A 20,704-nucleotide genomic window follows, 5' to 3' on the forward strand; every position below is an offset into this window, starting at 1 on the left:
CGCCCCCCCGGGGCCCGTGTGGGCGGCGCCGTCGCCCGCCCAGGGGCGGGCACGAGCCGCTCACCGGGTGCTCAGGAGCGCATGTCCATGACGACGCGCCCGTCGATCTTGCCCTGCTCCATCTCGCTGAAGATGTCGTTGACGTCGCTCAGCGGCCGGACGGTGTAGGTCGGGGTGACCTTGCCGCGGGCGAAGAAGTCCAGGGCCTCGGCCATGTCCTTGCGGGTCCCGACGATCGAGCCGCGGACCGTGAGACCGAACAGCACGGTCGTGAAGATGTCGAGCGGGAACTTCTCCGGGGGCAGCCCCACGAGGGACACGGTGCCGCCGCGGCGCAGCGCTCCGACGGCCTGGGGGAACGCGTGCGCGTTGACAGCCGTCACGAGCGCCCCGTGCACGCCGCCCCCGGTCTTCTCCTGGATCTCGGCCGCGGCGTCGGCCGACGTGGCGGCGTTGACCGTGACCTCGGCGCCGTGCTTGCGGGCCAGGGCGAGCTTGTCGTCGTCGACGTCGACCGCGGCGACGCGGCGGCCCATCGCGACCGCGTACTGGACGGCGATGTGGCCCAGGCCGCCGATGCCGGAGACCAGGACCCACTCGCCGGGCTGGGTGTCGGTCTGCTTGAGGCCCTTGTAGACCGTGACGCCCGCGCACAGGATGGGGCCCACCGCGGAGTCGTCGACGCCGTCGGGGATGATCGGGGCGTAGCGGGAGTCCACGAGCATGTACTGACCGAACGAGCCGTCGACCGAGTAGCCGCCGTTCTTCTGGTTCGGGCAGAGGGTCTCCCAGCCGGTCTCGCAGTACTCGCACTCGCCGCACGCGCTCCAGAGCCAGGCGTTGCCGACCTTGTCGCCGACCTTCACACGTGTGACCTGGTCGCCGACGGCCACGACCGTGCCGACGCCCTCGTGGCCGGGGACGAACGGCGGGGACGGCTTGACCGGCCAGTCGCCGTGGGCGGCGTGCAGGTCGGTGTGACACACGCCGGTGTAGTCGACCTTGACGAGCGCTTCGAGGGGTCCGGGGGTGGGGACCTCGACGTCGTCGATCGTCAGGGGTGCGGCGAACGTGTGGACGACGGCTGCCTTCATGGTGCTCATGGCTCTCCTCCAGGAGCGGACACCGGGGGGTCGAGCCGTCGACTGGCGCGTCAGGCGCGACGGGACGCGCTGCGCGTCCCATGATGTCCGGCTCCTCGACCGTATCCGAGCGGGTCGGCGGGTGCGCGGTGAGTGCCGGTGAGCACGGACCGGAGGCTTGTGAAGATCATCACAAGCGATGTTCGTGCAGTTCAGGGGCCCCTCCGCGACCGCCCCGACGCCCGGCGACGTTCGACCACGAGCGCCAGCAGCGCACCGACGAGCGCGACCCACTCGGCCACCGCGGCCGTGACCTGCTGGACCCCGCCGACCGTCTCGTTCACGCTGAAGAAGCCGACGGTCGTCGACAGGTAGAACGCGCCCAGCGTCGCGACGGAGAACCCGATCGCCCCCAGCAGCGGCAACCAGTGGCGCCACACCAGGACCGCGAGCCCGAGCGCGAACCCGGCGACCGCGTTGAGCAGGAACAGCGGCCCGACGACCTCGATGTCCTGGTAGCCCTGGACGTACAGGAACAGGTGGACGTCGGCCGACAGCAGCAGCCCCGCGGCCGTCACGCCGCGCAGCAGCCACGCGCCGCGCGGCAGCGGCGGGGGAGTGGGAGGCGTGCCCGACGCCGGGGAGCGCCCGGGCGTCGAGCCGTCGGTGGGAGGTGGGCCGGACGCGTCCATGGGGTGCTCCGAGTGCTCTGGTGCAGGTGCGCTGAGCGCTCCGGCGCGCGCAGGATGCGCGCCCCGGGCGGGCCGCTCCGCGCTCGCGCGCGGCACGGGACCCGATGCTTCAATTGAAGGACCGATCGACCCGCGACGCACGGCGGAGGGTGACCATGAGGACCTCGACCACGCAGGTGACCTCGGCGCAGCCGATGCCCCACGGACAGGCGGTGGCGCCCGTGCAGGAGCCTGCGCACTCGCACGACCTCCTCACCCGACGCTCGCTCCTCGTGTCCGCAGGTACGGGCGCGGGGGCGCTGGTCCTCGCTGCCTGCTCGGGCGGCGGTGGCGGGAGCAGTGCCACCGGGACCACGGGCGAGGGCGGGGGGACGAGCGGGACTGCCGCGGCGCCGTCGGGCACCGTGGTCACCGCCACGGGCGACGTGCCCGTGGGCGGCGCGGTGTCCGTCCAGGTCGACGGCGCGCCCTACCTCGTGACCCAGCCCGAGGAGGGGACGTTCGAGGCCTTCAGCGCGATCTGCACGCACCAGGGCTGCACGGTCGCGCCGGGCGACGGCGAGCTCGACTGCCCGTGCCACGGGTCCCGCTTCGACCTGAGCACGGGCGACGTGCTCGCCGGCCCGGCGCCCTCGCCGCTCCCACGGCTCGCCGTCACGGTCAGCGGGACGGACGTCGTCACGACCTGACGCACGGCCGACGGGACGCGCGTCGCACACAGGCTCACCGACCGCCTGCCGGACGTCCACCGCTCCCGCACGAACGGCTTCGTAGACTGTCCTGGTGACCACTCCACTCCTCGAGTCCCCGGACGGCGCACCCCAGGCGGGTGCCTCCCTCTCGCAGCCCCGCGCGCACGCCGCGTCCGAGGTGCACCTGCCGGTGCGGACCGAGCACGCGGGGATCGAGCCGTACGGGGCGCCGCAGCTCGACGTCCCCGTCCTGCTCAACGTCAACGAGAACCCCTACGCGCCCTCGGCCGAGGTCGTCGCGACCATCGCCGCCGACGTCGCCGCTGCCGCCGCGACCCTCAACCGCTACCCGGACCGCGACTTCCTGGGACTGCGCCAGGACCTCGCGGACTACCTCGCGGGGGAGTCGGGCGTGCGCGTGGCCCCCGAGCAGGTGTGGGCGGCCAACGGGTCGAACGAGATCATGCTGCACCTGCTCCAGGCCTTCGGCGGCCCGGGGCGCACCGCGCTGTCCTTCGCGCCCACCTACTCGATGTACCCCGAGTACGCGCGCGACACCTCCACGGCCTGGGTCACCGGCCGCCGCGAGGAGGACTTCACGCTCGACGCCGACGCCGCTCGTGCGGCGATCGCCGAGCACGCGCCGTCCGTGATCCTCCTGGCGAGCCCCAACAACCCGACGGGCACGGCCCTGTCGCGCGAGGTCGTCGAGGCCGTGTGCGAGGCGGCGCTCGCGGTCACGCCGCGCGGCGCCGAGCCGGGCACGTCCGCGGTCGTCGTGGTCGACGAGGCGTACGGCGAGTTCCGTCGCGCCGGGGTCCCCTCGGCCCTCGAGCTCCTCGAGCGCTACCCGAACCTCGCGGTCACCCGCACCATGTCCAAGGCGTTCGCGCTGGCCGGGGCCCGTGTGGGCTACCTCGCTGCGGCGCGCCCGCTCGTGGACGCGCTGCGCGTGGTCCGCCTGCCGTACCACCTGTCGGCCGTGACGCAGGCCGTCGCCCGCGCGGCGCTCAAGCACTCGGCGTCCCTCCTGGCCCAGGTCGACGACCTGCGGGCCGAGCGCGACGCCACCGTCGCCTGGCTGCGCGCGCAGCGTCCGGCCGTCCTGGACGGCGAGCCCTTGCAGGTCGCGGACTCCGACGCGAACTTCGTCCTGTTCGGCACGTTCCCGGACCGCCACGCGATCTGGCAGGGCCTGTTGGATCGAGGCGTCCTCATCCGGGAGACTGGACCGGACGGATGGCTGCGGGTGTCGATCGGCACGCCGCAGGAGATGACGGCGTTCAAGGACGCCCTGGTGGAGGTGGCAGGACTGTGAAGCGCACCGCGCGCATCGAGCGGGCGACGTCGGAGTCGAGCGTGCTCGTCGAGCTGGACCTCGACGGGACCGGGAAGACGGACATCTCGACGACCGTCCCGTTCTACGACCACATGCTGACGGCCCTCGGCAAGCACTCGCTCATCGACCTCACGGTCAAGGCCACGGGTGACACGCACATCGACGCGCACCACACGGTCGAGGACGTCGCGATCACGATCGGCGAGGCGCTGCGGATCGCGCTGGGCGACAAGGCCGGGATCTCACGGTTCGGCGACGCCATGGTCCCGCTCGACGAGGCGCTCGCGCTCGCGGTCGTGGACGTGTCGGGTCGCCCGTACCTCGTGCACGAGGGTGAGCCCGCGGGGCAGGAGTACCACCTGATCGGTGGCCACTTCACGGGGTCGCTCACCCGCCACGTGCTTGAGTCGATCGCGCACCACGCGGCCATCTGCATCCACGTGCGCGTGCTCTCGGGCCGCGACCCCCACCACATCGTGGAGGCGCAGTTCAAGGCGCTCGCCCGCGCGCTGCGGTTCGCCGTGGCGCCCGACGCCCGGGTCGACGGCATCCCGTCGACCAAGGGCGCCCTGTGACCTCCGAGCCGACCACCCCCGCTCAGCCCGACGGGCCTGAGCACGGCGATCACCCCCGCGACCCGCGGACGACCGAGACGGACGACATGACCACCCCGCAGAACCCCGCCGACGAGCCCGAGCTGGACCTGGAGATCCCGGACGACATCTCGAGCCTGCTCACCCCGTCCGCCGACCCCGACGTCGCTGTCCTCGTGACGCAGATCGCGGGCGCCGAGCCGCTCGCGGCGGCGTGCTCCATCGCGCAGATCGAGGTCGACGCCGTGCCCACCGGCATCGGTGCGCTCGCCGTCCTGCGCGACCTGTCGGGCGACGCCCCGCAGCGGGCGGCGGCCGCGATCTCGACGCTCGTCAAGGGCGTGCCCCTGATCCTCCTCACGCGTCGTGGCGAGCAGCTCACGGCGACCCGCTGGGAGGACGGGGTCGAGGGCGACACCCTCGCCCCCGGCCTCGTGCTCGGCGGCGCCCCCGAGGAGCTCGAGGACCTCGTGACGGGGCACGCGACCGTCACGGACCTCCCGGGCGTCGTCCCCAGCTCGGGCATCTCACGCTGGAAGGCCATGCGTCTGCTCACCGCCTCCGCCCGCAAGGCGCGCAAGAAGTGAGCGAGGGCCCCTCGGTCGTCGTCCTCGACTACGGTTTCGGCAACGTCCGCTCCGCGGTCCGCGCGCTCGAGCGGGTCGGCGCGCGCGTCGAGCTGACCGCGGACCGGGCGCGCGCGTCGGAGGCAGAGGGCCTGGTCGTGCCCGGCGTCGGCGCGTTCGCCGCGGTCATGGCGGGGCTCAAGGCCGTGCGCGGCGACCAGATCGTCGAGCGCCGCCTCGCGGGCGGTCGTCCCGTGCTCGGGATCTGCGTCGGCATGCAGGTCATGTTCGACGAGGGCGACGAGCACGGCACCCTCACCGAGGGGCTCGGCGAGTGGCCCGGCATCGTCGACCGCCTCGAGGCGCCCGTCGTCCCGCACATGGGCTGGGACACCGTCGAGGTGCCCGAGGGCTCGGTGCTGTTCGACGGGATCGCCGACGAGCGGTTCTACTTCGTGCACTCCTACGCGGCGCGCCACTTCTCGCTGGGCGTCGACGAGCCCGTGGGTGCGGCGTTCCGCGCCCCGCTCGTCACGTGGTCCGACCACGGCGGCCGGTTCGTCGCGGCCGTCGAGAACGGTCCGCTCTCCGCGACGCAGTTCCACCCGGAGAAGTCCGGCGACGCCGGTGCCCGGCTCCTGGAGAACTGGGTCCGTTCGCTCTGATACCCGTCCGGGAGGGGCTCAGGCCCCGCCCCTCGCTCGACCGTTCATCGTGTCACCCGGCGCCTGCGCCCCGCGCTCGCGCCCACCCCCTCGTGAATCCTCGGAAGGACCACCTCATGACCGATCGTCTCGTCCTGCTGCCCGCCGTCGACGTCGCCGCCGGGCAGGCGGTGCGCCTCGTCCAGGGGGAGGCGGGCTCGGAGACCTCGTACGGCGACCCGCTGTCGGCGGCCCTCGACTGGCAGGCCGGCGGCGCCGAGTGGGTGCACCTCGTCGACCTCGACGCGGCCTTCGGTCGCGGCTCCAACGCCGAGCTCCTGGCCGACGTCGTCGCGCGCCTCGACGTCAAGGTCGAGCTCTCCGGTGGCATCCGGGACGACGAGTCCCTGGCCCGTGCGCTCGCGACGGGCTGCTCGCGGGTCAACCTCGGCACCGCGGCCCTCGAGAACCCCGAGTGGACGGCCAAGGTCATCGCCGAGCACGGCGACGCGATCGCGGTCGGGCTCGACGTGCGTGGCACGACCCTCGCGGCCCGCGGCTGGACGCAGGAGGGCGGGGACCTGTGGGAGGTCCTCGAGCGCCTCGACGCGGCAGGCTGCTCGCGCTACGTCGTGACCGACGTGACCAAGGACGGGACGCTGCGCGGCCCCAACATCGACCTGCTGCGCGAGGTCGCCTCGCGCACCGACGCCCCGGTCGTCGCGTCGGGCGGCATCTCGAGCCTCGCGGACCTCGAGGCGCTGCGCGCGCTCGTGGGCGAGGGCGTCGAGGGGGCCATCGTCGGCAAGGCCCTGTACGCGGGCGCCTTCACGCTGCCCCAGGCCCTCGACGTGGCAGGCCGTCCGTGACCTCGCCCTTCTCCGACCGCTCCGCCGGTTCCGACCCTTCGGCCGCCTCGGCTCCTCCGGTCATCGGTGATCCGCACGCGGGGCACGCGCACGGCGCGTCGCCGTTCTCGAAGGGCCCGGCGGGCGAGGGGACGGGCAAGGCGCTGCCTCCGTCCTCGGGCTTCGCGGACGACGACGGCTCGGCCGACCCGGCGCTCACGAGCGTCCTCGCGGACTTCTCGGCGGGGACGGCGAGCCTCACGGAGGTCGTCGCGCAGCTCGGCCGCACGCGACTGCTGATCCCCATCCTGGCCGAGCTCGAGAAGTCGGGCGTCGGGGAGCACGGGCAGAAGGTCGACAAGGAGGCCTCGGCGGGCGTCGTCGCGCTCGAGGCGCCCGACGGACGCCGTGCGCTCCCGGTGTTCTCGAGCGTCGCGAGCATGGCCGCCTGGCGTCCCGACGCGCGCCCGGTCCCGGTCGACGCCCCGCGCGCCGCCCTGTCCGCCGTGAGCGAGGACTGGTCGCTCCTGGTCCTCGACCCCTCAGGACCGGTCACGGTCCTGGTCCCGCGCCCTGCGGTGTGGGCGCTCGCGCAGGGCAAGCAGTGGGCGCCCGCGGTCGCGGACGGCGTGGTCGCGGCAGACGTCTCTGCGGAGATCGCGGGCGCGGTCTCGGGGATCGAGCACGTCGCGGCGGTCCGCGCCGAGACCGGTCGGAGCGCCGAGGTCGCGGTCGTGCTCTCGATCGACTCGGGGCTCGACCGGCGCGGCCTGGACGCGGTGCTGGCGCAGGTCAACGCGGCCCTCGCGGGCAGCGACGTGGTCTCGGAGCGGGTCGACTCGCTCGAGCTGCGCATCGGGCGCGCCGACTGACCTGCGGACGCGACGTCGTCGGGCGCCTGGCGGGGACCGTGCGGTGCCCGGAGGATGCCCGACGACGCCACCCGGCTCGCGCTGCGCGGTAGGCGAACGCAGGGGTTCAGCGGCGACGGCGCCCCAGGACCCAGCCGCCCACGAGCGCGACCACCATGGCCACGACCTGGCCTCCCAGGATGACCCGGTTGAGGTCGAGGGCGGGGTGCCACCGGGTGCCGTCGGGGCCCACGGCGTAGACGCCGACGGGACGCACGTGCACGCCGAAACCCCCGCCGCCCCCGGCTCCCTCGCCCGGACCCTCGCCCTGCCCGGTGTCGTCCGCCGAGGAGGCCGTCGACCCGTCGAGCGCGCCGACGCCGTACCCGTAGCCCGTCCCGCTGCCGCCCCACACCTTGGCGACGGGAATCACCAGGGTCCCGTCGCGCTCGTAGGCCTCGCCGAAGACCTTGCGCACCGAGAAGGCGTCGCTCGCGGCGCGTGTGATGAAGGAGGGGTCCGGTCGGCCCGTCGCGTCCTTGCTGCTGTCGCTGCTCATGCTTGGCAGCCTACGAGCAGGGCGGCAGGGTCGCGAAGGCTGACGAGTCGTCGAGCATCGCGCGCAGCGTCGAGACGGGCACGAGGAGCGACGCGTCGGTCGACTTCGCGTAGACCACGCCGATCACCTCGCCGGCCTCGTTGAGCGCGGCCGACCCCGAGCTGCCGGGTTCGACCTGCGCGTCGGTCACGAGCACCTGGCCCAGGTTCTCGTGCAGGGGGTCCGTGGCGGTGCCCACGACCTTGCCCTGCGTGACCGTGAGCTGGCCGCCCTCGGGGTAGCCGACGACCGTCACGGTGTCGCCCTGGGCCGGGTCGGCGGCCGCGAGCGTCGGGGCCGAGGGGAGGTCGTCGCTCGTGCGCACGATCGCGAGGTCCGCGAGCCCCGCCGCGCTCGCTGTCTCGACCTGGATGTCGCGGCCGTCGTAGGTCAGGACCTGGAGGGACTTCGACCCCTCGACCACGTGCTTGTTGGTGATGAGCGTGCGGTCGTCGAGCGCGAAGCCCGAGCCCGTCGAGAGCGACGAGCACCCGACGTTGCGGATGCGGACCGCCATGCGCTTGACCGCGTCGAAGCCGTCCGGGGAGAGGTTCTCCGAGCCGACGGGATCGGCCTGGGGCGCCACGCTGGGCACGACCGAGGTGGGCATGGGCTCGGGGAGCCCGGGCAGGACCCCGCACCCCGCGGCCAGGGCCGCGAGGAGCGTCGCGGTGACGGCGGCGGTCACCGGGCGGGCGGGCGACCGGGGACCGGAGCGCCGTGCCCGACTCACTTCTCGAGCTCCTTCTGGAGCTCGGTGTTGGCGGCCGTCGCGGCGTTGCACAGGTCGTCGACCTGGGTCGCGAAGCGCGCGAGGTCGTCGGGGTTGTAGGCGTCGCGGTTGTTGAGGTAGCCGATGAGCTCGTCCTGGGCGGTGGTGCACTGGCCGAGGGCCGCGGCGACGGTGCCGGCGGCCTCGGAGATGCGGGCCTGGTAGTCGAGGTACTGCTGCGAGGCCACGTTCTCGTCGCCGAGCTGGGCCTTCTCGTTCGCGAGCGCGGTGATGCGCTCCTGGGCCGTCGTGAGCTGGGAGCGCGCGGACTCGAGCTCGGCGTTCGCGCCGTCGAGGTCGGCGTCGAGCTGGGCGACCTGGCGACCGAGCTCGCGGGACTCCTTCTCCCACTGCGCGCTGCGGTCCTGCCAGCTCAGCGTCGTGACCAGGAGGTACGCCGCGAGCCCCAGCGCGACGACGAGCGCTGCGGAGAGCACGAGGATCGCGACGGTCTTCCCGCGCCCCGACCCGCCACGCGCGGGTCCGGTCTCCGGTCCCGTCCGGTCCGCGGCGGACAGGTAGGCCTGGGTCTGCGGGGCGGCCCCCGGGAGCGGGGTCGAGCTGCCCGGGACGAACGCCGGGGGAGCGGGCGGCGGACCAGGGGTCCCACCGGGCGGGGGCACGACGCCGTCGCCCCCGTGCGCGCTGGACGGCGGGGGAGGCGTCGGCTGCCCGCCCGGCGGGGTGCTCAACTGACCGCGCCCGTGTACTTCTCGCCGGGGCCCTCGCCCAGGGCGTCGGGGTAGACCGAGGCCTCGCGGAACGCGAGCTGGAGCGAGCGCAGGCCGTCGCGGAGCGACCGGGCGTGCTGGTTGCCGATGTCGGGGGCCGAGGCCGTCACGAGCGCGGCGAGGGCGTTGATGAGCTTGCGCGCCTCGTCGAGGTCCAGGTGCTCCTTCTCGGCGGCGTCCTCGGCGAGGCCGCACTTGACGGCGGCGGCGCTCATGAGGTGGACGGCGGCGGAGGTGATGACCTCGACGGCTGCGACGTCGGCGATGTCCCGGGTGGCGTCCTGGGCGATGGGGTCGTTCTCGGTAGTCATGTGCTCATCCTTCCAGAGGGAACGAGCGCTCGGGACCCGTCCGGGGTGCCCGAGCGGGCCCGACCGCGGGGCGCGGTGGACGGCAGAGGTGCGCGGCGCCGTCGGGCACCTCGCTCGGCCCAAATAGTGTGCCAAGCGACCGAGTCCGGCTCCGCCTCGCCCGGCAGCCGCGCGGAGGCGGCGAAGAGCCCGGAGGCCGGGCCCGCGGGGAGCGGACCCGGCCTCCGGGCGTGACGTACGCCCTGCCCGACGACGGTGCGTCGGGCAGCGGCGCGGCGTCAGGAGTGCGCGGGCTCCGACGTGACGCCGGGCTCGTCGGCCGCGAGCGGGGCGACCTCGAGAGCGCTGCGCAGGGCGGCGCCCAGGGCTGCGTCCACGTTCGTCCAGTACTGGATCGCGCGCTCGCGGATCGCGATGCTCTGCACCCCGCCGACGGCGTTCGTGATGGTCTCGAGGAAGCGCGCCTTGGCCGCGTCGTCGAAGACCTCGCGGTAGAGCGTGCCGGCCTGGCCGAAGTCGTCGTCCTGCGCGTGCAGCGTCGCCGCGGAACGCGTCAGCTCACCGTCCGACTCCCAGGACCCGACGCCCGCACGTGCCTCGTCGGCCACGGGGCCGCCCAGGCTGTTGGGGGCGTAGACCGGCGTCGTGGGCGCGTTGAACCCGTGACGCTGGGCGCCGTCCTGCGAGTAGTTGTGCACCGGCGCGGCGTGCGGCGCGTTGACCGGGATCTGGTTGTAGTTGGTGCCCACGCGGTAGCGCTGCGCGTCCGGGTAGGAGAACACGCGGGCCATGAGCATCTTGTCGGGGCTGATGTCGATGCCCGGGACCGTGTTCGCGGGGGAGAACGCCGCCTGCTCGATCTCCGCGAAGAAGTTCTGCGGGTTGCGGTTGAGCGTGTGCGTCCCGACCTTGATGAGCGGGTAGTCCGCGTGCGGCCAGACCTTCGTCAGGTCGAACGGGTTGAAGCGGTACGTCTTGGCGTCCTCGTACGGCATGACCTGGACGTGCACGTCCCAGGAGGGGAAGTTGCCGGCCTCGATCGCCTCGTACAGGTCGCGGCGGTAGTAGTCCGCGTCGGCGCCTGCGATGAGCTCGGCCTCCGAGCCCTCCATCTCGACGTTGCCCTGGTTCGAGGTGAAGTGGTACTTGACCCAGAAGCGCTCGCCGGCGGCGTTGATCCACTGGTAGGTGTGCGAGCCGAAGCCCGGCATCTCGCGCCACGAGCGCGGCAGGCCGCGGTCGCCCATGAGGTACGTGACCTGGTGCGCCGACTCGGGGGACAGGGTCCAGAAGTCCCACTGCATGTCGGCGTCGCGCAGGCCCGAGCCCGGCAGGCGCTTCTGCGAGTGGATGAAGTCGGGGAACTTGATGCCGTCGCGGATGAAGAAGACCGGGGTGTTGTTGCCGACGATGTCGTAGTTGCCCTCGGTCGTGTAGAACTTCACCGAGAACCCGCGCACGTCGCGCCAGGTGTCGGGGGAGCCCTGCTCGCCCGCGACGCTCGAGAAGCGCTGCAGCGTCTCGGTGCGCGCGCCCGGCTGGAAGACTGCCGCGCGGGTGTACGCCGAGACGTCCTCCGTGACGACGAACTCGCCGAACGCGCCACCGCCCTTGGCGTGCACGATGCGCTCCGGGATGCGCTCGCGGTTGAACTGCGCGAGCTTCTCGACCAGGTAGCGGTCGTGCAGCGCCGTCGCGCCGTCAGCGCCCGCGGTCAGCGAGTGGGCGTCGCTCGGGACGGGGGTGCCCGTCTGGGTCGTGGTGAAGGGGGTGTTCGTCATCGTCTTCTCCTTCAGGTGAGGCCGTCATGGGCCCAGGACCTGTGCGTGGGTAGGGGGCGGTAGGGACAGGTGCTCCGGGGGAGCGGTGAGGGGTCGTGGCTGTGCCCCGCAGGTAGGGGGCCGGTCAGGGGGTCGTGTGGTGGTGCCGGCGGGCGGTCAGTCGGCGCAGTCCGGACACAGACCCCAGTACGTGACCTCGGCGGTGTCGATCGTGAAGCCGTTGTTCCCGCTCGGGGTGAGGCACGGTGCATGACCGACGGCGCAGTCGATGTCCGCCACGGCCCCGCACGAGCGGCACACCACGTGGTGGTGGTTGTCGCCCAGGCGCCGCTCGTAGCGGGCCGGGTGGCCCGCAGGTTCGATGCGACGCAGGAGGCCGTGCTCGGTGAGCGCGTTCAGGACGTCGTAGACGGCCTGGACGGACACCGACCCGAGCACCTCGCGCGTCGCCCGCAGGACGTCGTCCGCGTCGGCGTGCTGCTGCCGGGTGACCACGTCGAGGACCGCGAGACGGGCAGCGGTCACCCGGAGCCCGCTGTCGCGGAGCTCGGTCTCGTGGTCCGCTGGGCGGATCGTCTTGTCGGTGGGCACGCCGCCACTCTACCCCCATTTTCTGGAAGAGTTCCATTGATGGAGGATGTCCAGTGCGTGGCGCGTCGGTGGACGAGGCGGCCCGGCGGGGTGCTTCGCCACGTCCGCCGGTGGGCGGCGTGCCGGGTCGAGCGGGGGCGGGGTGGGGTCCCCGGACATGCGTGCTAGTCTTGGTGGCTGACCGACCCGTACGTTCTCGTCGAGGCTCCAGCTGGTGCTTCGAAGAGTCGAGTACGGGTGCGCAAAGTGGATTCCATCCCACCTGAGCTTCAACTGCTGACGATCGTCACGACAGAGGCCGGGTCTCGGTCCGGAGCGTCGCCGTTCTTCACGGTGGCGCGACGGTGTGTTCGTCGCACCCGCGACGACCCGATCGATGGCCTCCTCCTGCGCTCTGGGACGGGGGCCTTTCCCGTTCCTGGTGGTCTACCGACGACTTCCTAGGAGCATCACATCAGCGAGCCTCGCATCAACGATCGGATCCGTGTCCCCGAGGTCCGACTCGTCGGCCCAGGTGGGGAGCAGGTCGGCGTCGTCCGCATTGAGGTCGCCCTGAGCCTTGCCCAGGACGCTGACCTCGACCTGGTGGAGGTCGCCCCCGACGCACGCCCGCCGGTGTGCAAGCTCATGGACTACGGCAAGTTCAAGTACGAGTCGGACATGAAGGCCCGTGAGGCTCGCCGGAACCAGGCGAACACGGTCCTCAAGGAGATCCGTTTCCGTCTGAAGATCGACCCGCACGACTACGGCACCAAGAAGGGCCACGTCGAGCGCTTCCTCGCTGCGGGCGACAAGGTCAAGGTCATGATCATGTTCCGTGGCCGTGAGCAGTCGCGCCCGGAGATGGGTGTCCGCCTCCTGCAGCGCCTCGCCGACGACGTCGCCGAGCTCGGTTTCATCGAGAGCATGCCCAAGCAGGACGGGCGCAACATGGTCATGGTGCTCGGCCCGGTCAAGAAGAAGGCCGAGGCCAAGAGCGAGCAGCGCAAGCGTGCTCAGGAGGCCGAGCCCCGCCCGACGAAGTCGGCCGCCAAGCCCGCTCCGGTCGAGGTCTCCGAGGAGCCCGCGGACGGCGACGACGTACCCTTCGAGGTGCAGGTCGCCGAGGCCGCCGAGCTCGTCGCGTCGGCCGAGGCCGCTGCCGCGGCCAAGGCTGCTGCCGCTCCTGAGCCGGCTCCCGCACCTGCCGCCGCGCCGGTGGCCGCACCCAAGGCTGCCCCCCGTGCAGCAGCGCCCAAGGCCGCAGCGCCCAAGGCCGCCGCGCCCAAGGCCGCCGCCCCGGCCGCCACGCCCAAGCCTGCGACGGCGCCCAAGCCCGTCGCGGTGCCGAAGCCGGCTGCCATGCCGAAGCCTCCGGCCCCGCGCCCGGCGCCCAAGCCGAGCTCGGCCTCCAAGCCGAAGCCCGGCGGCAAGCCCAGCTGACCAACTGACACCGAGCCAGGCCCACCGGCCACGGCCCGAACACGTCGGGTCCCTCCCGGGATCTCGACCAGACAAAGGAGAAACGGCAGCCATGCCGAAGAACAAGACGCACTCCGGCGCCAAGAAGCGGTTCCGCATCACCGGCAGCGGCAAGGTCATGCGCGAGCAGGCCAACAAGCGCCACCTGCTCGAGCACAAGTCGAGCACCCGCACGCGTCGCCTGTCTGCTGACCAGGTCGTCGCCCCCGCTGACGTCAAGAAGATCAAGAAGCTGCTCGGTAAGTGATCTGCCTGGTGGTCGCGCCCCTGGTGCTGACCACCGCTGAGTCCCTACCTGAGCCCCGAACTGCAAGGAGCATCACGTGGCACGCGTGAAGCGGGCGGTCAACGCCCAGAAGAAGCGCCGTACAACTCTCGAGCGCGCTGCGGGTTACCGCGGCCAGCGTTCGCGTCTCTACCGGAAGGCGAAGGAGCAGGTCACCCACTCCCTCGTCTACTCCTACCGCGACCGCAAGGCGCGCAAGGGCGACTTCCGTCGCCTGTGGATCCAGCGCATCAACGCTGCGTCCCGCGCGCAGGGCCTGACGTACAACCGCCTCATCCAGGGCCTCAAGGCCGCTGGCATCGAGGTCGACCGTCGCGTCCTCGCTGACCTCGCGGTCAACGACGTCACGGTCTTCAACGCGCTCGTCCAGGCTGCGAAGGACGCTCTGCCTGCCGACGTGAACGCCCCGAAGGCTGCTGCCTGATCATCGAGCAGCGACTCTTCTCACCGGACGCCCGCACAGTGAACGATCTGTCCTCAGGTCGCCCCGTACCGTTCTTCCGTCGCGTTCCCGAGGTCTCGAACCCTCGGAGCGACCGGGTCAAGGCGGTCCGGGCACTGTCCGGGCGTTCGGCGCGTTCGCGCCACCAGCAGTTCCTCGTCGAGGGACCGCAGGGGGTGCGTGAGGCCGTCCGGCACGGCGCGCGCCTCGTCCGCGACGTGTACGTGACGTCGTCGGCCGCAGACCGCTACGCGGAGATCGTCGACGACGCGCTCGCCGAGGGCCTGCACGTGCACCTCACGACGCCCGACGCGTTCGAGGCCATGAGCTCCGACGCCCAGGGCATCCTCGCGGTCGTCCGGACCCAGGACCTCACGCTCGACGACGCGGTCTCCGCCTCGCCGCGGCTCGTCGCGGTCCTCGCGACCGTCCGCGACCCCGGCAACGCGGGCACGGTGATCCGTGCCGCTGATGCTGCCGGCGCCGACCTGGTCGTCCTCGCGGGCGAGAGCGTCGACGTGCACAACCCCAAGGTCGTGCGCTCCACGGCGGGCTCGCTGTTCCACGTCCCCGTCGTGACGGGCGTGAGCCTCGCCGAGACGGTCGACGCGCTGCGCTCCGCCGGGCTGGTGGTCCTCGCCGCCGACGGCGCCGGGGACCACGACCTCGACGACCTGCTCGACGTCGCCGGTAGCGCCCCTGGCGAGACTCCCGACCTCTCGCGGCCGACCGCGTGGGTCTTCGGCAACGAGGCCTGGGGCCTGCCACCCGAGGATCGTGAGCTCGCCGACGCCGTCGTGAGCGTCCCGATCCGCGGGCAGGCCGAGTCGCTCAACCTCGCGACGGCCGCCACGGTGTGCCTGTACGCGTCGAGCCGGGCGCACCGCCCCCGTCGCGCAGGCGTGTCGGCCCCGGCCACCGCCCCTGCCGACGGCGCGGACGGAGCCGTGTGAGGGGAGGGTCGGCGCGACTGTTCGCGGCCCTGTATCCCTCGGACGAGGCCCTCGACCACCTGGGGCTCGCGCTCGCCGCTCTCGGTGCGGTCGCCCTCGACGACGGACGTCCCTCGCTGCGCTGGACCCCGCGCGACCTCATGCACCTCACGGTCGCGTTCTTCGGCGAGGTCGCCGAGGGCGCCGCGGACGACCTGGCCGGAGCCCTCGACGAGGTCGCACGCGACACGGAACCCTTGTCGTTGCACCTGCGCGGCGGCGGCACCTTCGAGGACCGCATCCTGTTCGCGGGAGTGGGCGGCGACGCGGAGGCCCTGCGACGGCTGAGCGCCGCGTCCGCGGAGGCGGCATCCGACGTCGGGCTGCGGCTCGATCGCAGGCCACGCCAGCGCGCACACCTGACGGTGGCGCGGGCCTCCGGGCCCCGCAGGACGTCCCGCCGGAAGACGGACCCCCGGCCCACGGGACCCGGGCCGGCCGAGCTCGCGCACGCCCTGGCCGTCTACGAGGGGCCGCAGTTCACCGCGGCCGAGCTCTGCCTCGTCGAGTCGACCCCGGGGGCGGGGCGCAGCGGGGGCCCGCTCTACGAGGTCGTGCGGTCGTTCGGTCTCGGCGAGCGTCGCTGACCGACGGCTCGACCCTCGGTGCGACCACGCGTCCCGCCGCCGGACCGGGCGGTCCGCCCCGGCACCTCCCACGCCCGCGAGGCAGCGATGTGGGACCATGAGGGCATGCAGCGCGATGATCGCCGATTTACGTGGCCCGCTCGAGGGCCGCGCGGCTGACGCTGCGCACGCCGACCACAGGACACCGTGCGGTGGCCTCGGATCGGCCGGTCGTGCCCCGGCGGGCGCTCTAGAATCTTCAGTTGGACGCGCGAGGTGACCTCTGCGCGTCCGATCCCGATCCCGCCAGGAAGGCACGCATGTCCACCCCTGATCCGGTCCAGCCCGCCGCGCCGTCGCCGCTCGACGGCCCCGCGCTCGAGGCCGTCCTCTTCGAGGCCCTCGCCGCCGTCGAGGCCGCCCGCGACCTCGACGAGCTCAAGACGGTGCGCCTCGAGCACACCGGCGACCGCAGCGCCCTCGCGCTCGCGAACCGCCAGATCGGCCAGCTCGCGCCCGCCGACAAGGCTGCCGCGGGCAAGCTCCTCGGCCCGATCCGCGGCCGCCTCAACCAGGCGCTCGCCGCACGTACCCAGGTCCTCGAGGCCGAGCGCGACGAGCGTGTCCTGGTCGAGGAGTCCGTCGACGTGACGCTCCCCGTCGACCGGGCTCCCGCCGGTGCCCGCCACCCGCTCGAGACGCTCCAGGAGCGCGCCGCCGACTTCTTCACGGCCATGGGCTGGGAGATCGCGGAGGGCCCGGAGATCGAGGCCGAGTGGTTCAACTTCGACGCCCTCAACTTCGGACCGGACCACCCGGCCCGTCAGATGCAGGACACGTTCTTCCTCCAGGCCCCCACGGGACCCGACGGCGAGCCCGGCGAGCCGTCGAACCTCGTGCTGCGCACGCACACGTCGCCCGTGCAGGCCCGCACGCTCCTCGAGCGCGAGCTGCCCGTGTACATCGCGTGCCCCGGCAAGGTGTTCCGCACCGACGAGCTCGACGCGACGCACACTCCCGTCTTCCACCAGGTCGAGGGTCTCGCGGTCGACAAGGGCCTGACCATGGCGCACCTGCTCGGCACGCTCGACCACTTCGCCAAGGCGATGTTCGGTCCCGAGGCTCGCACGCGCCTGCGCCCGTCGTTCTTCCCCTTCACCGAGCCCAGCGCCGAGATGGACCTGTGGTTCCCCCAGAAGAAGGGCGGAGCAGGCTGGATCGAGTGGGGAGGCTGCGGCATGGTCAACCCGAACGTCCTGCGCTCCGCGGGGATCGACCCCGAGGTGTACTCGGGCTTCGCGTTCGGCATGGGCATCGAGCGCACGCTCATGCTGCGCCACGCAATTGCTGACATGCACGACATGGTGGAGGGCGACGTCCGCTTCTCGACCCAGTTCGGAATGGGGATCTGATGCCGAACATCGTCATCGACTGGCTCGGCGAGCACGTCGAGCTGCCGACCGACCTGACGGCCGAGACGCTGGCCGCCGCGCTCGTGAAGGTCGGCCTGGAGGAGGAGGCGATCCACGGGTCGTCCGTCACCGGTCCGCTCGTCGTGGGCCAGGTCGTCTCGGTCCAGCCCGAGGAGCAGAAGAACGGCAAGGTCATCAACTGGTGCCAGGTCGACGTCGGGGCGCACAACGTCGACGGCGTCCCCGTCGCCGAGGGCGGGACCCCGCGCGGCATCATCTGCGGCGCGCACAACTTCGGCCCGGGCGACCGGGTCGTCGTCGCGCTGCCCGGCGCCGTGCTGCCCGGACCGTTCCCCATCGCGAGCCGCAAGACGTACGGCCACGTCTCGGACGGCATGATCTGCTCGGCCAAGGAGCTGGGGCTGGGGCAGGACCACGACGGCATCATCGTGCTGGACCGCTACGGGTACTCCCCGGAGACGGGCTACGACACGACGCCCGGCACGGACGCGCTCGAGCTCCTGGGCCTGGGCGACGAGGTCCTCGAGATCAACGTGACCCCGGACCGCGGGTACTGCTTCTCCTACCGCGGCGTGGCCCGCGAGTTCTCGCACTCGACGGGCGCGGCCTTCACGGACCGCGGGCTCCCGACGGGCGACCTGCCCCGCGTGACGCCCGACGGCTTCCCCGTCGAGGTCGCGGACGACGCCCCGATCCACGGCGTGACCGGTTGTGACCGCTTCGTCACGCGGATCGTGCGTGGCATCGACCCGCAGGCGCCGACCCCGGCATGGATGCAGCGCCGTCTGACCCAGGCGGGCATGCGCCCCATCTCGCTCGCGGTCGACATCACGAACTACGTCATGCTCGACCTCGGTCAGCCCCTGCACGCCTACGACCTCGCCAAGGTCGCAGGGCCGATCGTCGTGCGCCGCGCGGCGCCGGGGGAGCGGCTCACGACGCTCGACGCCGTCGAACGCCGCCTCGACGTCGAGGACCTGCTCATCACCGACTCGCCCGAGGGGGCGCGCGGCTCGCGCGTGCTCGGGATCGCGGGCGTCATGGGCGGGGCGTCGAGCGAGGTCGGCGAGACCACGACCGACGTCCTGGTCGAGGCAGCACACTTCGACCCGATCACCGTGGCCCGCTCCGCACGCCGTCACAAGCTGCCCTCCGAGGCGGCCAAGCGCTTCGAGCGCGGTGCGGACCCGGCACTGCCGCCCGTCGCCGCCCAGCGCGTCGTCGACCTGCTCGTCGAGCTCGGCGGCGGCACGGTGGACGACGCCGTGAGCGACCTCAACACGGTCCCGCCCGTCGCCCCGATCGTGTTCCCGATCCACGAGGCCGAGCGTCTCGTGGGCGTTCCGTACACCTCGGAGCAGGTGCGTGGCGTGCTCGCGGAGATCGGCTGCACGGTCCGTGACCTCGACGGCGGCACCACCCTCGAGGTCACGCCGCCGACGTGGCGTCCCGACCTGACCGGTGCCGCAGAGCTCGTCGAGGAGATCGCCCGACTCGTCGGCTACGACAAGATCCCGTCGATCCTGCCGCCCGCCCCGGCGGGTCGCGGGCTCACGACCTCGCAGCAGCTGCGTCGTTCGGTCGCGCGCGCCCTCGCGGAGGCCGGGTTCGTCGAGACGCTCAGCTACCCGTTCGTGAACCCGCAGTCGCACGACGACCTGCGCCTGCCCGCGGACGACGACCGTCGCCGAGCGCTGCGGCTCGTCAACCCGCTCGCGGACGACCACCCCGAGATGCGCACGAACCTGCTGACGACGCTGCTCGGCACGCTCAAGCGCAACGTGGGACGCGGCAACACGGACCTCGCGATCTTCGAGATCGGCCTCGTGACGCGCCCCGTGCCCGGTGCACCGGCAGCCCCGCAGCTCCCGGGCGGCGTCCGCCCGAGCGAGCAGGACCTCGAGACGCTGCAGGCCGCTGTGCCGCCGCAGCCTCGCCGGGTCGCGGGCGTCCTGACCGGCCAGCGTGTGGCCTCGGGCTGGTGGGGCGCGGGTCGTGCGGCCGACTGGACCGACGCGCTGGCCGCCGCCCGGCTCGTGGCCGAGCGCGTCGGGGCCCGCGTGAGCGTGGTCGCCGACCACGACCACGCGCCCTGGCACCCGGGCCGGACCGCGAGGCTCGAGCTGTCGGACGGGGCCGTCGTCGGGCACGCGGGCGAGCTGCACCCCAAGGTGCTCGAGACGCTCGGCCTGCCCGCGCGGACCGTGGCGTTCGAGGTCGACCTCGACGCGCTGATCGCCGCCGCCCCGGGCCAGCCCGTCCAGGCGGAGCCCGTCTCGTCGTTCCCGCTCGCCAAGGAGGACCTGGCGCTCGTCGTCGACGCCTCCGTGCCGGCCTCGGCCGTGCGTGCCGCGATCGAGGAAGGCGCGGGGGACCTGCTCGAGGAGCTCGCGCTGTTCGACGTCTACACCGGCCCCCAGGTCGGCGAGGGCAAGAAGTCGCTCGCGTTCTCGCTGCGCCTGCGCGGCACCGACCGCACGCTCACCGCGGAGGACTCCGCGGCCGTGCGTGCCGCGGCGGTCGCTGCGGCGCACGAGAAGGTCGGGGCCGAGCTCCGTGGCTGACGTCACCACCGTGGCCCCCGCGCGCACCGCCCTCGTCACGGGTGGTGCGCGCGGGATCGGCCGCGCGGTCGTGCTGGGTCTCGCCCGTGCGGGCCTCGACGTCGCGGTCCTGGGCCGGGACGCGTCCCGCGTGGACGACGTCGCCGCCCAGGTCCGCGCCCTGGGTCGCCGCTCCGTGGGTCTGGTCGCGGACGTGGGCGACCCCACCGCCGTGGACGCGGCCGTCGCGCGGGCCGAGGCGGAGCTGGGCGGGATCGACCTCCTGGTCAACAACGCCGGGCGCATCGACGCCGAGGTGCCGCTGTGGGAGGCCGACCCGGACGAGTGGTGGTCCGTCATGGAGACCAACGTGCGCGGGCCCTTCCTGCTCGCACGGGCGCTCGTCCCCGGGATGCTCGCGCGGGGTGGGGGACGCGTCGTCGACCTCAGCTCTGGTGCCGGCTCGCACGACATGGACGGCGCGACCGCCTACAACGCGAGCAAGACGGCGCTGCTGCGCATCGGGTCGAACCTGCACCTGTCGGGCCATGCCCGCGGGCTGCGGACGTTCGAGGTCTCGCCAGGCGTGGTGCAGACCGACCTGACCGCGTCGATGGACATGCACGTGGGGCGCACCGAGTGGACGCCCGTGGAGCGCACGGTCGAGATGATCGTCGCGATCGCGGCCGGCGAGCTCGACGCGTGGTCGGGGACCTTCGTGCGGGTCACGCACGACTCGCCCGCGTCGCTGCGAGCGGCTGCCGCTGCCGGCTCTCGCGGCGTGGAGGCCGTGCCCGGACCCGAGGCGCGTCGGTTGCGCGTGACGCGCTTCGGCGACGACGACCCCATGCCGGGAGCGCTTCCCGCGCGCTGATCTCGCGCCGTCCGAC

23 protein-coding genes are annotated in these 20,704 nt (G+C 73.1%); 15 read left to right on the forward strand and 8 right to left on the reverse strand.

The genetic code is table 11. The features are described from left to right. Positions 1 to 71 precede the first annotated feature (71 nt). Both adhP and H9640_RS10720 read right to left on the reverse strand, forming a co-directional pair. Complete coding sequence (adhP, locus tag H9640_RS10715; protein ID WP_191790682.1) at positions 72 to 1,103, reverse strand: alcohol dehydrogenase AdhP; 1,032 nt, start codon at positions 1,101 to 1,103, stop codon at positions 72 to 74. A gap of 191 nt (positions 1,104 to 1,294) precedes the next feature. Continuing rightward, positions 1,295 to 1,774: a hypothetical protein gene (locus H9640_RS10720; protein WP_204808615.1), complete on the reverse strand. Its 480-nt coding sequence runs from the start codon at positions 1,772 to 1,774 to the stop codon at positions 1,295 to 1,297. A gap of 155 nt (positions 1,775 to 1,929) precedes the next feature. On the opposite strand from H9640_RS10720, the gene H9640_RS10725 reads away from it, so the two are divergent. From H9640_RS10725 to H9640_RS10755, 7 genes are all read left to right on the forward strand, one after another. Then, positions 1,930 to 2,463 carry a Rieske (2Fe-2S) protein gene (locus tag H9640_RS10725; protein ID WP_225227005.1) on the forward strand — a complete coding sequence of 178 codons (534 nt, stop codon included), beginning with the start codon at positions 1,930 to 1,932 and terminating at the stop codon, positions 2,461 to 2,463. Positions 2,464 to 2,644: 181 nt separating this feature from the next. Continuing rightward, positions 2,645 to 3,784 carry a histidinol-phosphate transaminase gene (locus H9640_RS10730; RefSeq protein WP_191790744.1) on the forward strand — a complete coding sequence of 380 codons (1,140 nt, stop codon included), beginning with the start codon at positions 2,645 to 2,647 and terminating at the stop codon, positions 3,782 to 3,784. Further along, positions 3,781 to 4,380, forward strand: a complete 600-nt coding sequence (hisB, locus tag H9640_RS10735; RefSeq protein WP_191790683.1) for an imidazoleglycerol-phosphate dehydratase HisB — start codon at positions 3,781 to 3,783, stop codon at positions 4,378 to 4,380. Before H9640_RS10730 ends, hisB begins: the two co-directional genes overlap by 4 nt. Positions 4,381 to 4,466: 86 nt before the next feature. Next, complete coding sequence (locus tag H9640_RS10740) at positions 4,467 to 4,985, forward strand: hypothetical protein (RefSeq protein ID WP_191790684.1); 519 nt, start codon at positions 4,467 to 4,469, stop codon at positions 4,983 to 4,985. Further along, on the forward strand, positions 4,982 to 5,629 hold the full coding sequence (gene hisH, locus H9640_RS10745) for an imidazole glycerol phosphate synthase subunit HisH (protein WP_191790685.1): 648 nt from the start codon (positions 4,982 to 4,984) through the stop codon (positions 5,627 to 5,629). The genes H9640_RS10740 and hisH overlap by 4 nt, the downstream gene beginning before the upstream one ends. A gap of 116 nt (positions 5,630 to 5,745) precedes the next feature. Beyond that, complete coding sequence (gene priA / locus H9640_RS10750) at positions 5,746 to 6,477, forward strand: bifunctional 1-(5-phosphoribosyl)-5-((5-phosphoribosylamino)methylideneamino)imidazole-4-carboxamide isomerase/phosphoribosylanthranilate isomerase PriA (protein ID WP_191790686.1); 732 nt, start codon at positions 5,746 to 5,748, stop codon at positions 6,475 to 6,477. Beyond that, positions 6,474 to 7,328 carry an SseB family protein gene (locus H9640_RS10755; RefSeq protein WP_307824058.1) on the forward strand — a complete coding sequence of 285 codons (855 nt, stop codon included), beginning with the start codon at positions 6,474 to 6,476 and terminating at the stop codon, positions 7,326 to 7,328. Before priA ends, H9640_RS10755 begins: the two co-directional genes overlap by 4 nt. Before the next feature lie 106 nt (positions 7,329 to 7,434). On the opposite strand, the gene H9640_RS10760 is transcribed toward H9640_RS10755, so the two are convergent. From H9640_RS10760 to H9640_RS10785, 6 genes are all read right to left on the reverse strand, one after another. Further along, on the reverse strand, positions 7,435 to 7,866 hold the full coding sequence (locus H9640_RS10760) for a spore germination protein GerW family protein (RefSeq protein WP_191790687.1): 432 nt from the start codon (positions 7,864 to 7,866) through the stop codon (positions 7,435 to 7,437). 10 nt (positions 7,867 to 7,876) lie between these two features. After that, positions 7,877 to 8,638 carry a S1C family serine protease gene (locus H9640_RS10765; protein WP_307824059.1) on the reverse strand — a complete coding sequence of 254 codons (762 nt, stop codon included), beginning with the start codon at positions 8,636 to 8,638 and terminating at the stop codon, positions 7,877 to 7,879. Next, complete coding sequence (locus H9640_RS10770; protein WP_225227067.1) at positions 8,635 to 9,369, reverse strand: efflux RND transporter periplasmic adaptor subunit; 735 nt, start codon at positions 9,367 to 9,369, stop codon at positions 8,635 to 8,637. Before H9640_RS10770 ends, H9640_RS10765 begins: the two co-directional genes overlap by 4 nt. Then, positions 9,366 to 9,719 (reverse strand): DUF1844 domain-containing protein, encoded by a 354-nt coding sequence (locus tag H9640_RS10775; protein ID WP_191790688.1) that lies wholly within the window; start codon positions 9,717 to 9,719, stop codon positions 9,366 to 9,368. The genes H9640_RS10770 and H9640_RS10775 overlap by 4 nt, the downstream gene beginning before the upstream one ends. Before the next feature lie 278 nt (positions 9,720 to 9,997). Continuing rightward, positions 9,998 to 11,500, reverse strand: a complete 1,503-nt coding sequence (locus tag H9640_RS10780; protein WP_191790689.1) for a catalase — start codon at positions 11,498 to 11,500, stop codon at positions 9,998 to 10,000. A gap of 156 nt (positions 11,501 to 11,656) precedes the next feature. Continuing rightward, positions 11,657 to 12,091 carry a Fur family transcriptional regulator gene (locus tag H9640_RS10785; RefSeq protein ID WP_318243738.1) on the reverse strand — a complete coding sequence of 145 codons (435 nt, stop codon included), beginning with the start codon at positions 12,089 to 12,091 and terminating at the stop codon, positions 11,657 to 11,659. Positions 12,092 to 12,571: 480 nt separating this feature from the next. Between H9640_RS10785 and infC the strand changes: the two genes are divergently transcribed. The 8 genes from infC to H9640_RS10825 all read left to right on the forward strand — a co-directional run bounded on the left by infC (position 12,572) and on the right by H9640_RS10825 (position 20,688). Next, the gene (infC, locus tag H9640_RS10790) at positions 12,572 to 13,513 is read left to right on the forward strand and encodes a translation initiation factor IF-3 (RefSeq protein ID WP_318243742.1); all 942 of its coding nucleotides are present in this window, start codon (positions 12,572 to 12,574) and stop codon (positions 13,511 to 13,513) included. Between the two features lie 91 nt (positions 13,514 to 13,604). Next, positions 13,605 to 13,799 carry a 50S ribosomal protein L35 gene (rpmI, locus tag H9640_RS10795; protein ID WP_030150472.1) on the forward strand — a complete coding sequence of 65 codons (195 nt, stop codon included), beginning with the start codon at positions 13,605 to 13,607 and terminating at the stop codon, positions 13,797 to 13,799. A 76-nt stretch (positions 13,800 to 13,875) separates the two neighbouring features. Then, positions 13,876 to 14,262, forward strand: coding sequence for a 50S ribosomal protein L20 (rplT, locus tag H9640_RS10800; protein ID WP_030150471.1), 387 nt, complete (start codon positions 13,876 to 13,878; stop codon positions 14,260 to 14,262). A gap of 38 nt (positions 14,263 to 14,300) precedes the next feature. After that, entirely contained in the window at positions 14,301 to 15,233 is a 933-nt protein-coding gene (locus H9640_RS10805) for a TrmH family RNA methyltransferase (RefSeq protein ID WP_318243739.1), read from the forward strand. Continuing rightward, positions 15,230 to 15,859, forward strand: a complete 630-nt coding sequence (thpR, locus tag H9640_RS10810; protein WP_191790690.1) for an RNA 2',3'-cyclic phosphodiesterase — start codon at positions 15,230 to 15,232, stop codon at positions 15,857 to 15,859. The genes H9640_RS10805 and thpR overlap by 4 nt, the downstream gene beginning before the upstream one ends. Positions 15,860 to 16,158: 299 nt before the next feature. Further along, positions 16,159 to 17,250, forward strand: a complete 1,092-nt coding sequence (gene pheS, locus H9640_RS10815; RefSeq protein WP_191790691.1) for a phenylalanine--tRNA ligase subunit alpha — start codon at positions 16,159 to 16,161, stop codon at positions 17,248 to 17,250. Continuing rightward, on the forward strand, positions 17,250 to 19,835 hold the full coding sequence (gene pheT / locus H9640_RS10820; RefSeq protein ID WP_191790692.1) for a phenylalanine--tRNA ligase subunit beta: 2,586 nt from the start codon (positions 17,250 to 17,252) through the stop codon (positions 19,833 to 19,835). The genes pheS and pheT overlap by 1 nt, the downstream gene beginning before the upstream one ends. Then, positions 19,828 to 20,688, forward strand: coding sequence for an SDR family NAD(P)-dependent oxidoreductase (locus H9640_RS10825; RefSeq protein WP_191790693.1), 861 nt, complete (start codon positions 19,828 to 19,830; stop codon positions 20,686 to 20,688). The genes pheT and H9640_RS10825 overlap by 8 nt, the downstream gene beginning before the upstream one ends. Positions 20,689 to 20,704 lie beyond the last annotated feature (16 nt).

Source organism: Oerskovia gallyi (assembly GCF_014836745.1).
Taxonomy (GTDB): domain Bacteria; phylum Actinomycetota; class Actinomycetes; order Actinomycetales; family Cellulomonadaceae; genus Oerskovia; species Oerskovia paurometabola.

What these genes read in the sequence shown, in the direction of transcription:
- rpmI (WP_030150472.1), top strand. Translation starts at nt 13,605, where the DNA reads ATGCCGAAGAACAAGACGCACTCCGGCGCCAAGAAGCGGTTCCGCATC.
- H9640_RS10725 (WP_225227005.1), top strand. Translation starts at nt 1,930, where the DNA reads ATGAGGACCTCGACCACGCAGGTGACCTCGGCGCAGCCGATGCCCCAC.
- H9640_RS10775 (WP_191790688.1), bottom strand. Translation starts at nt 9,719, where the DNA reads ATGACTACCGAGAACGACCCCATCGCCCAGGACGCCACCCGGGACATC.
- H9640_RS10760 (WP_191790687.1), bottom strand. Translation starts at nt 7,866, where the DNA reads ATGAGCAGCGACAGCAGCAAGGACGCGACGGGCCGACCGGACCCCTCC.
- H9640_RS10740 (WP_191790684.1), top strand. Translation starts at nt 4,467, where the DNA reads ATGACCACCCCGCAGAACCCCGCCGACGAGCCCGAGCTGGACCTGGAG.
- pheS (WP_191790691.1), top strand. Translation starts at nt 16,159, where the DNA reads ATGTCCACCCCTGATCCGGTCCAGCCCGCCGCGCCGTCGCCGCTCGAC.
- pheT (WP_191790692.1), top strand. Translation starts at nt 17,250, where the DNA reads ATGCCGAACATCGTCATCGACTGGCTCGGCGAGCACGTCGAGCTGCCG.
- priA (WP_191790686.1), top strand. Translation starts at nt 5,746, where the DNA reads ATGACCGATCGTCTCGTCCTGCTGCCCGCCGTCGACGTCGCCGCCGGG.
- H9640_RS10780 (WP_191790689.1), bottom strand. Translation starts at nt 11,500, where the DNA reads ATGACGAACACCCCCTTCACCACGACCCAGACGGGCACCCCCGTCCCG.
- adhP (WP_191790682.1), bottom strand. Translation starts at nt 1,103, where the DNA reads ATGAGCACCATGAAGGCAGCCGTCGTCCACACGTTCGCCGCACCCCTG.
- H9640_RS10720 (WP_204808615.1), bottom strand. Translation starts at nt 1,774, where the DNA reads ATGGACGCGTCCGGCCCACCTCCCACCGACGGCTCGACGCCCGGGCGC.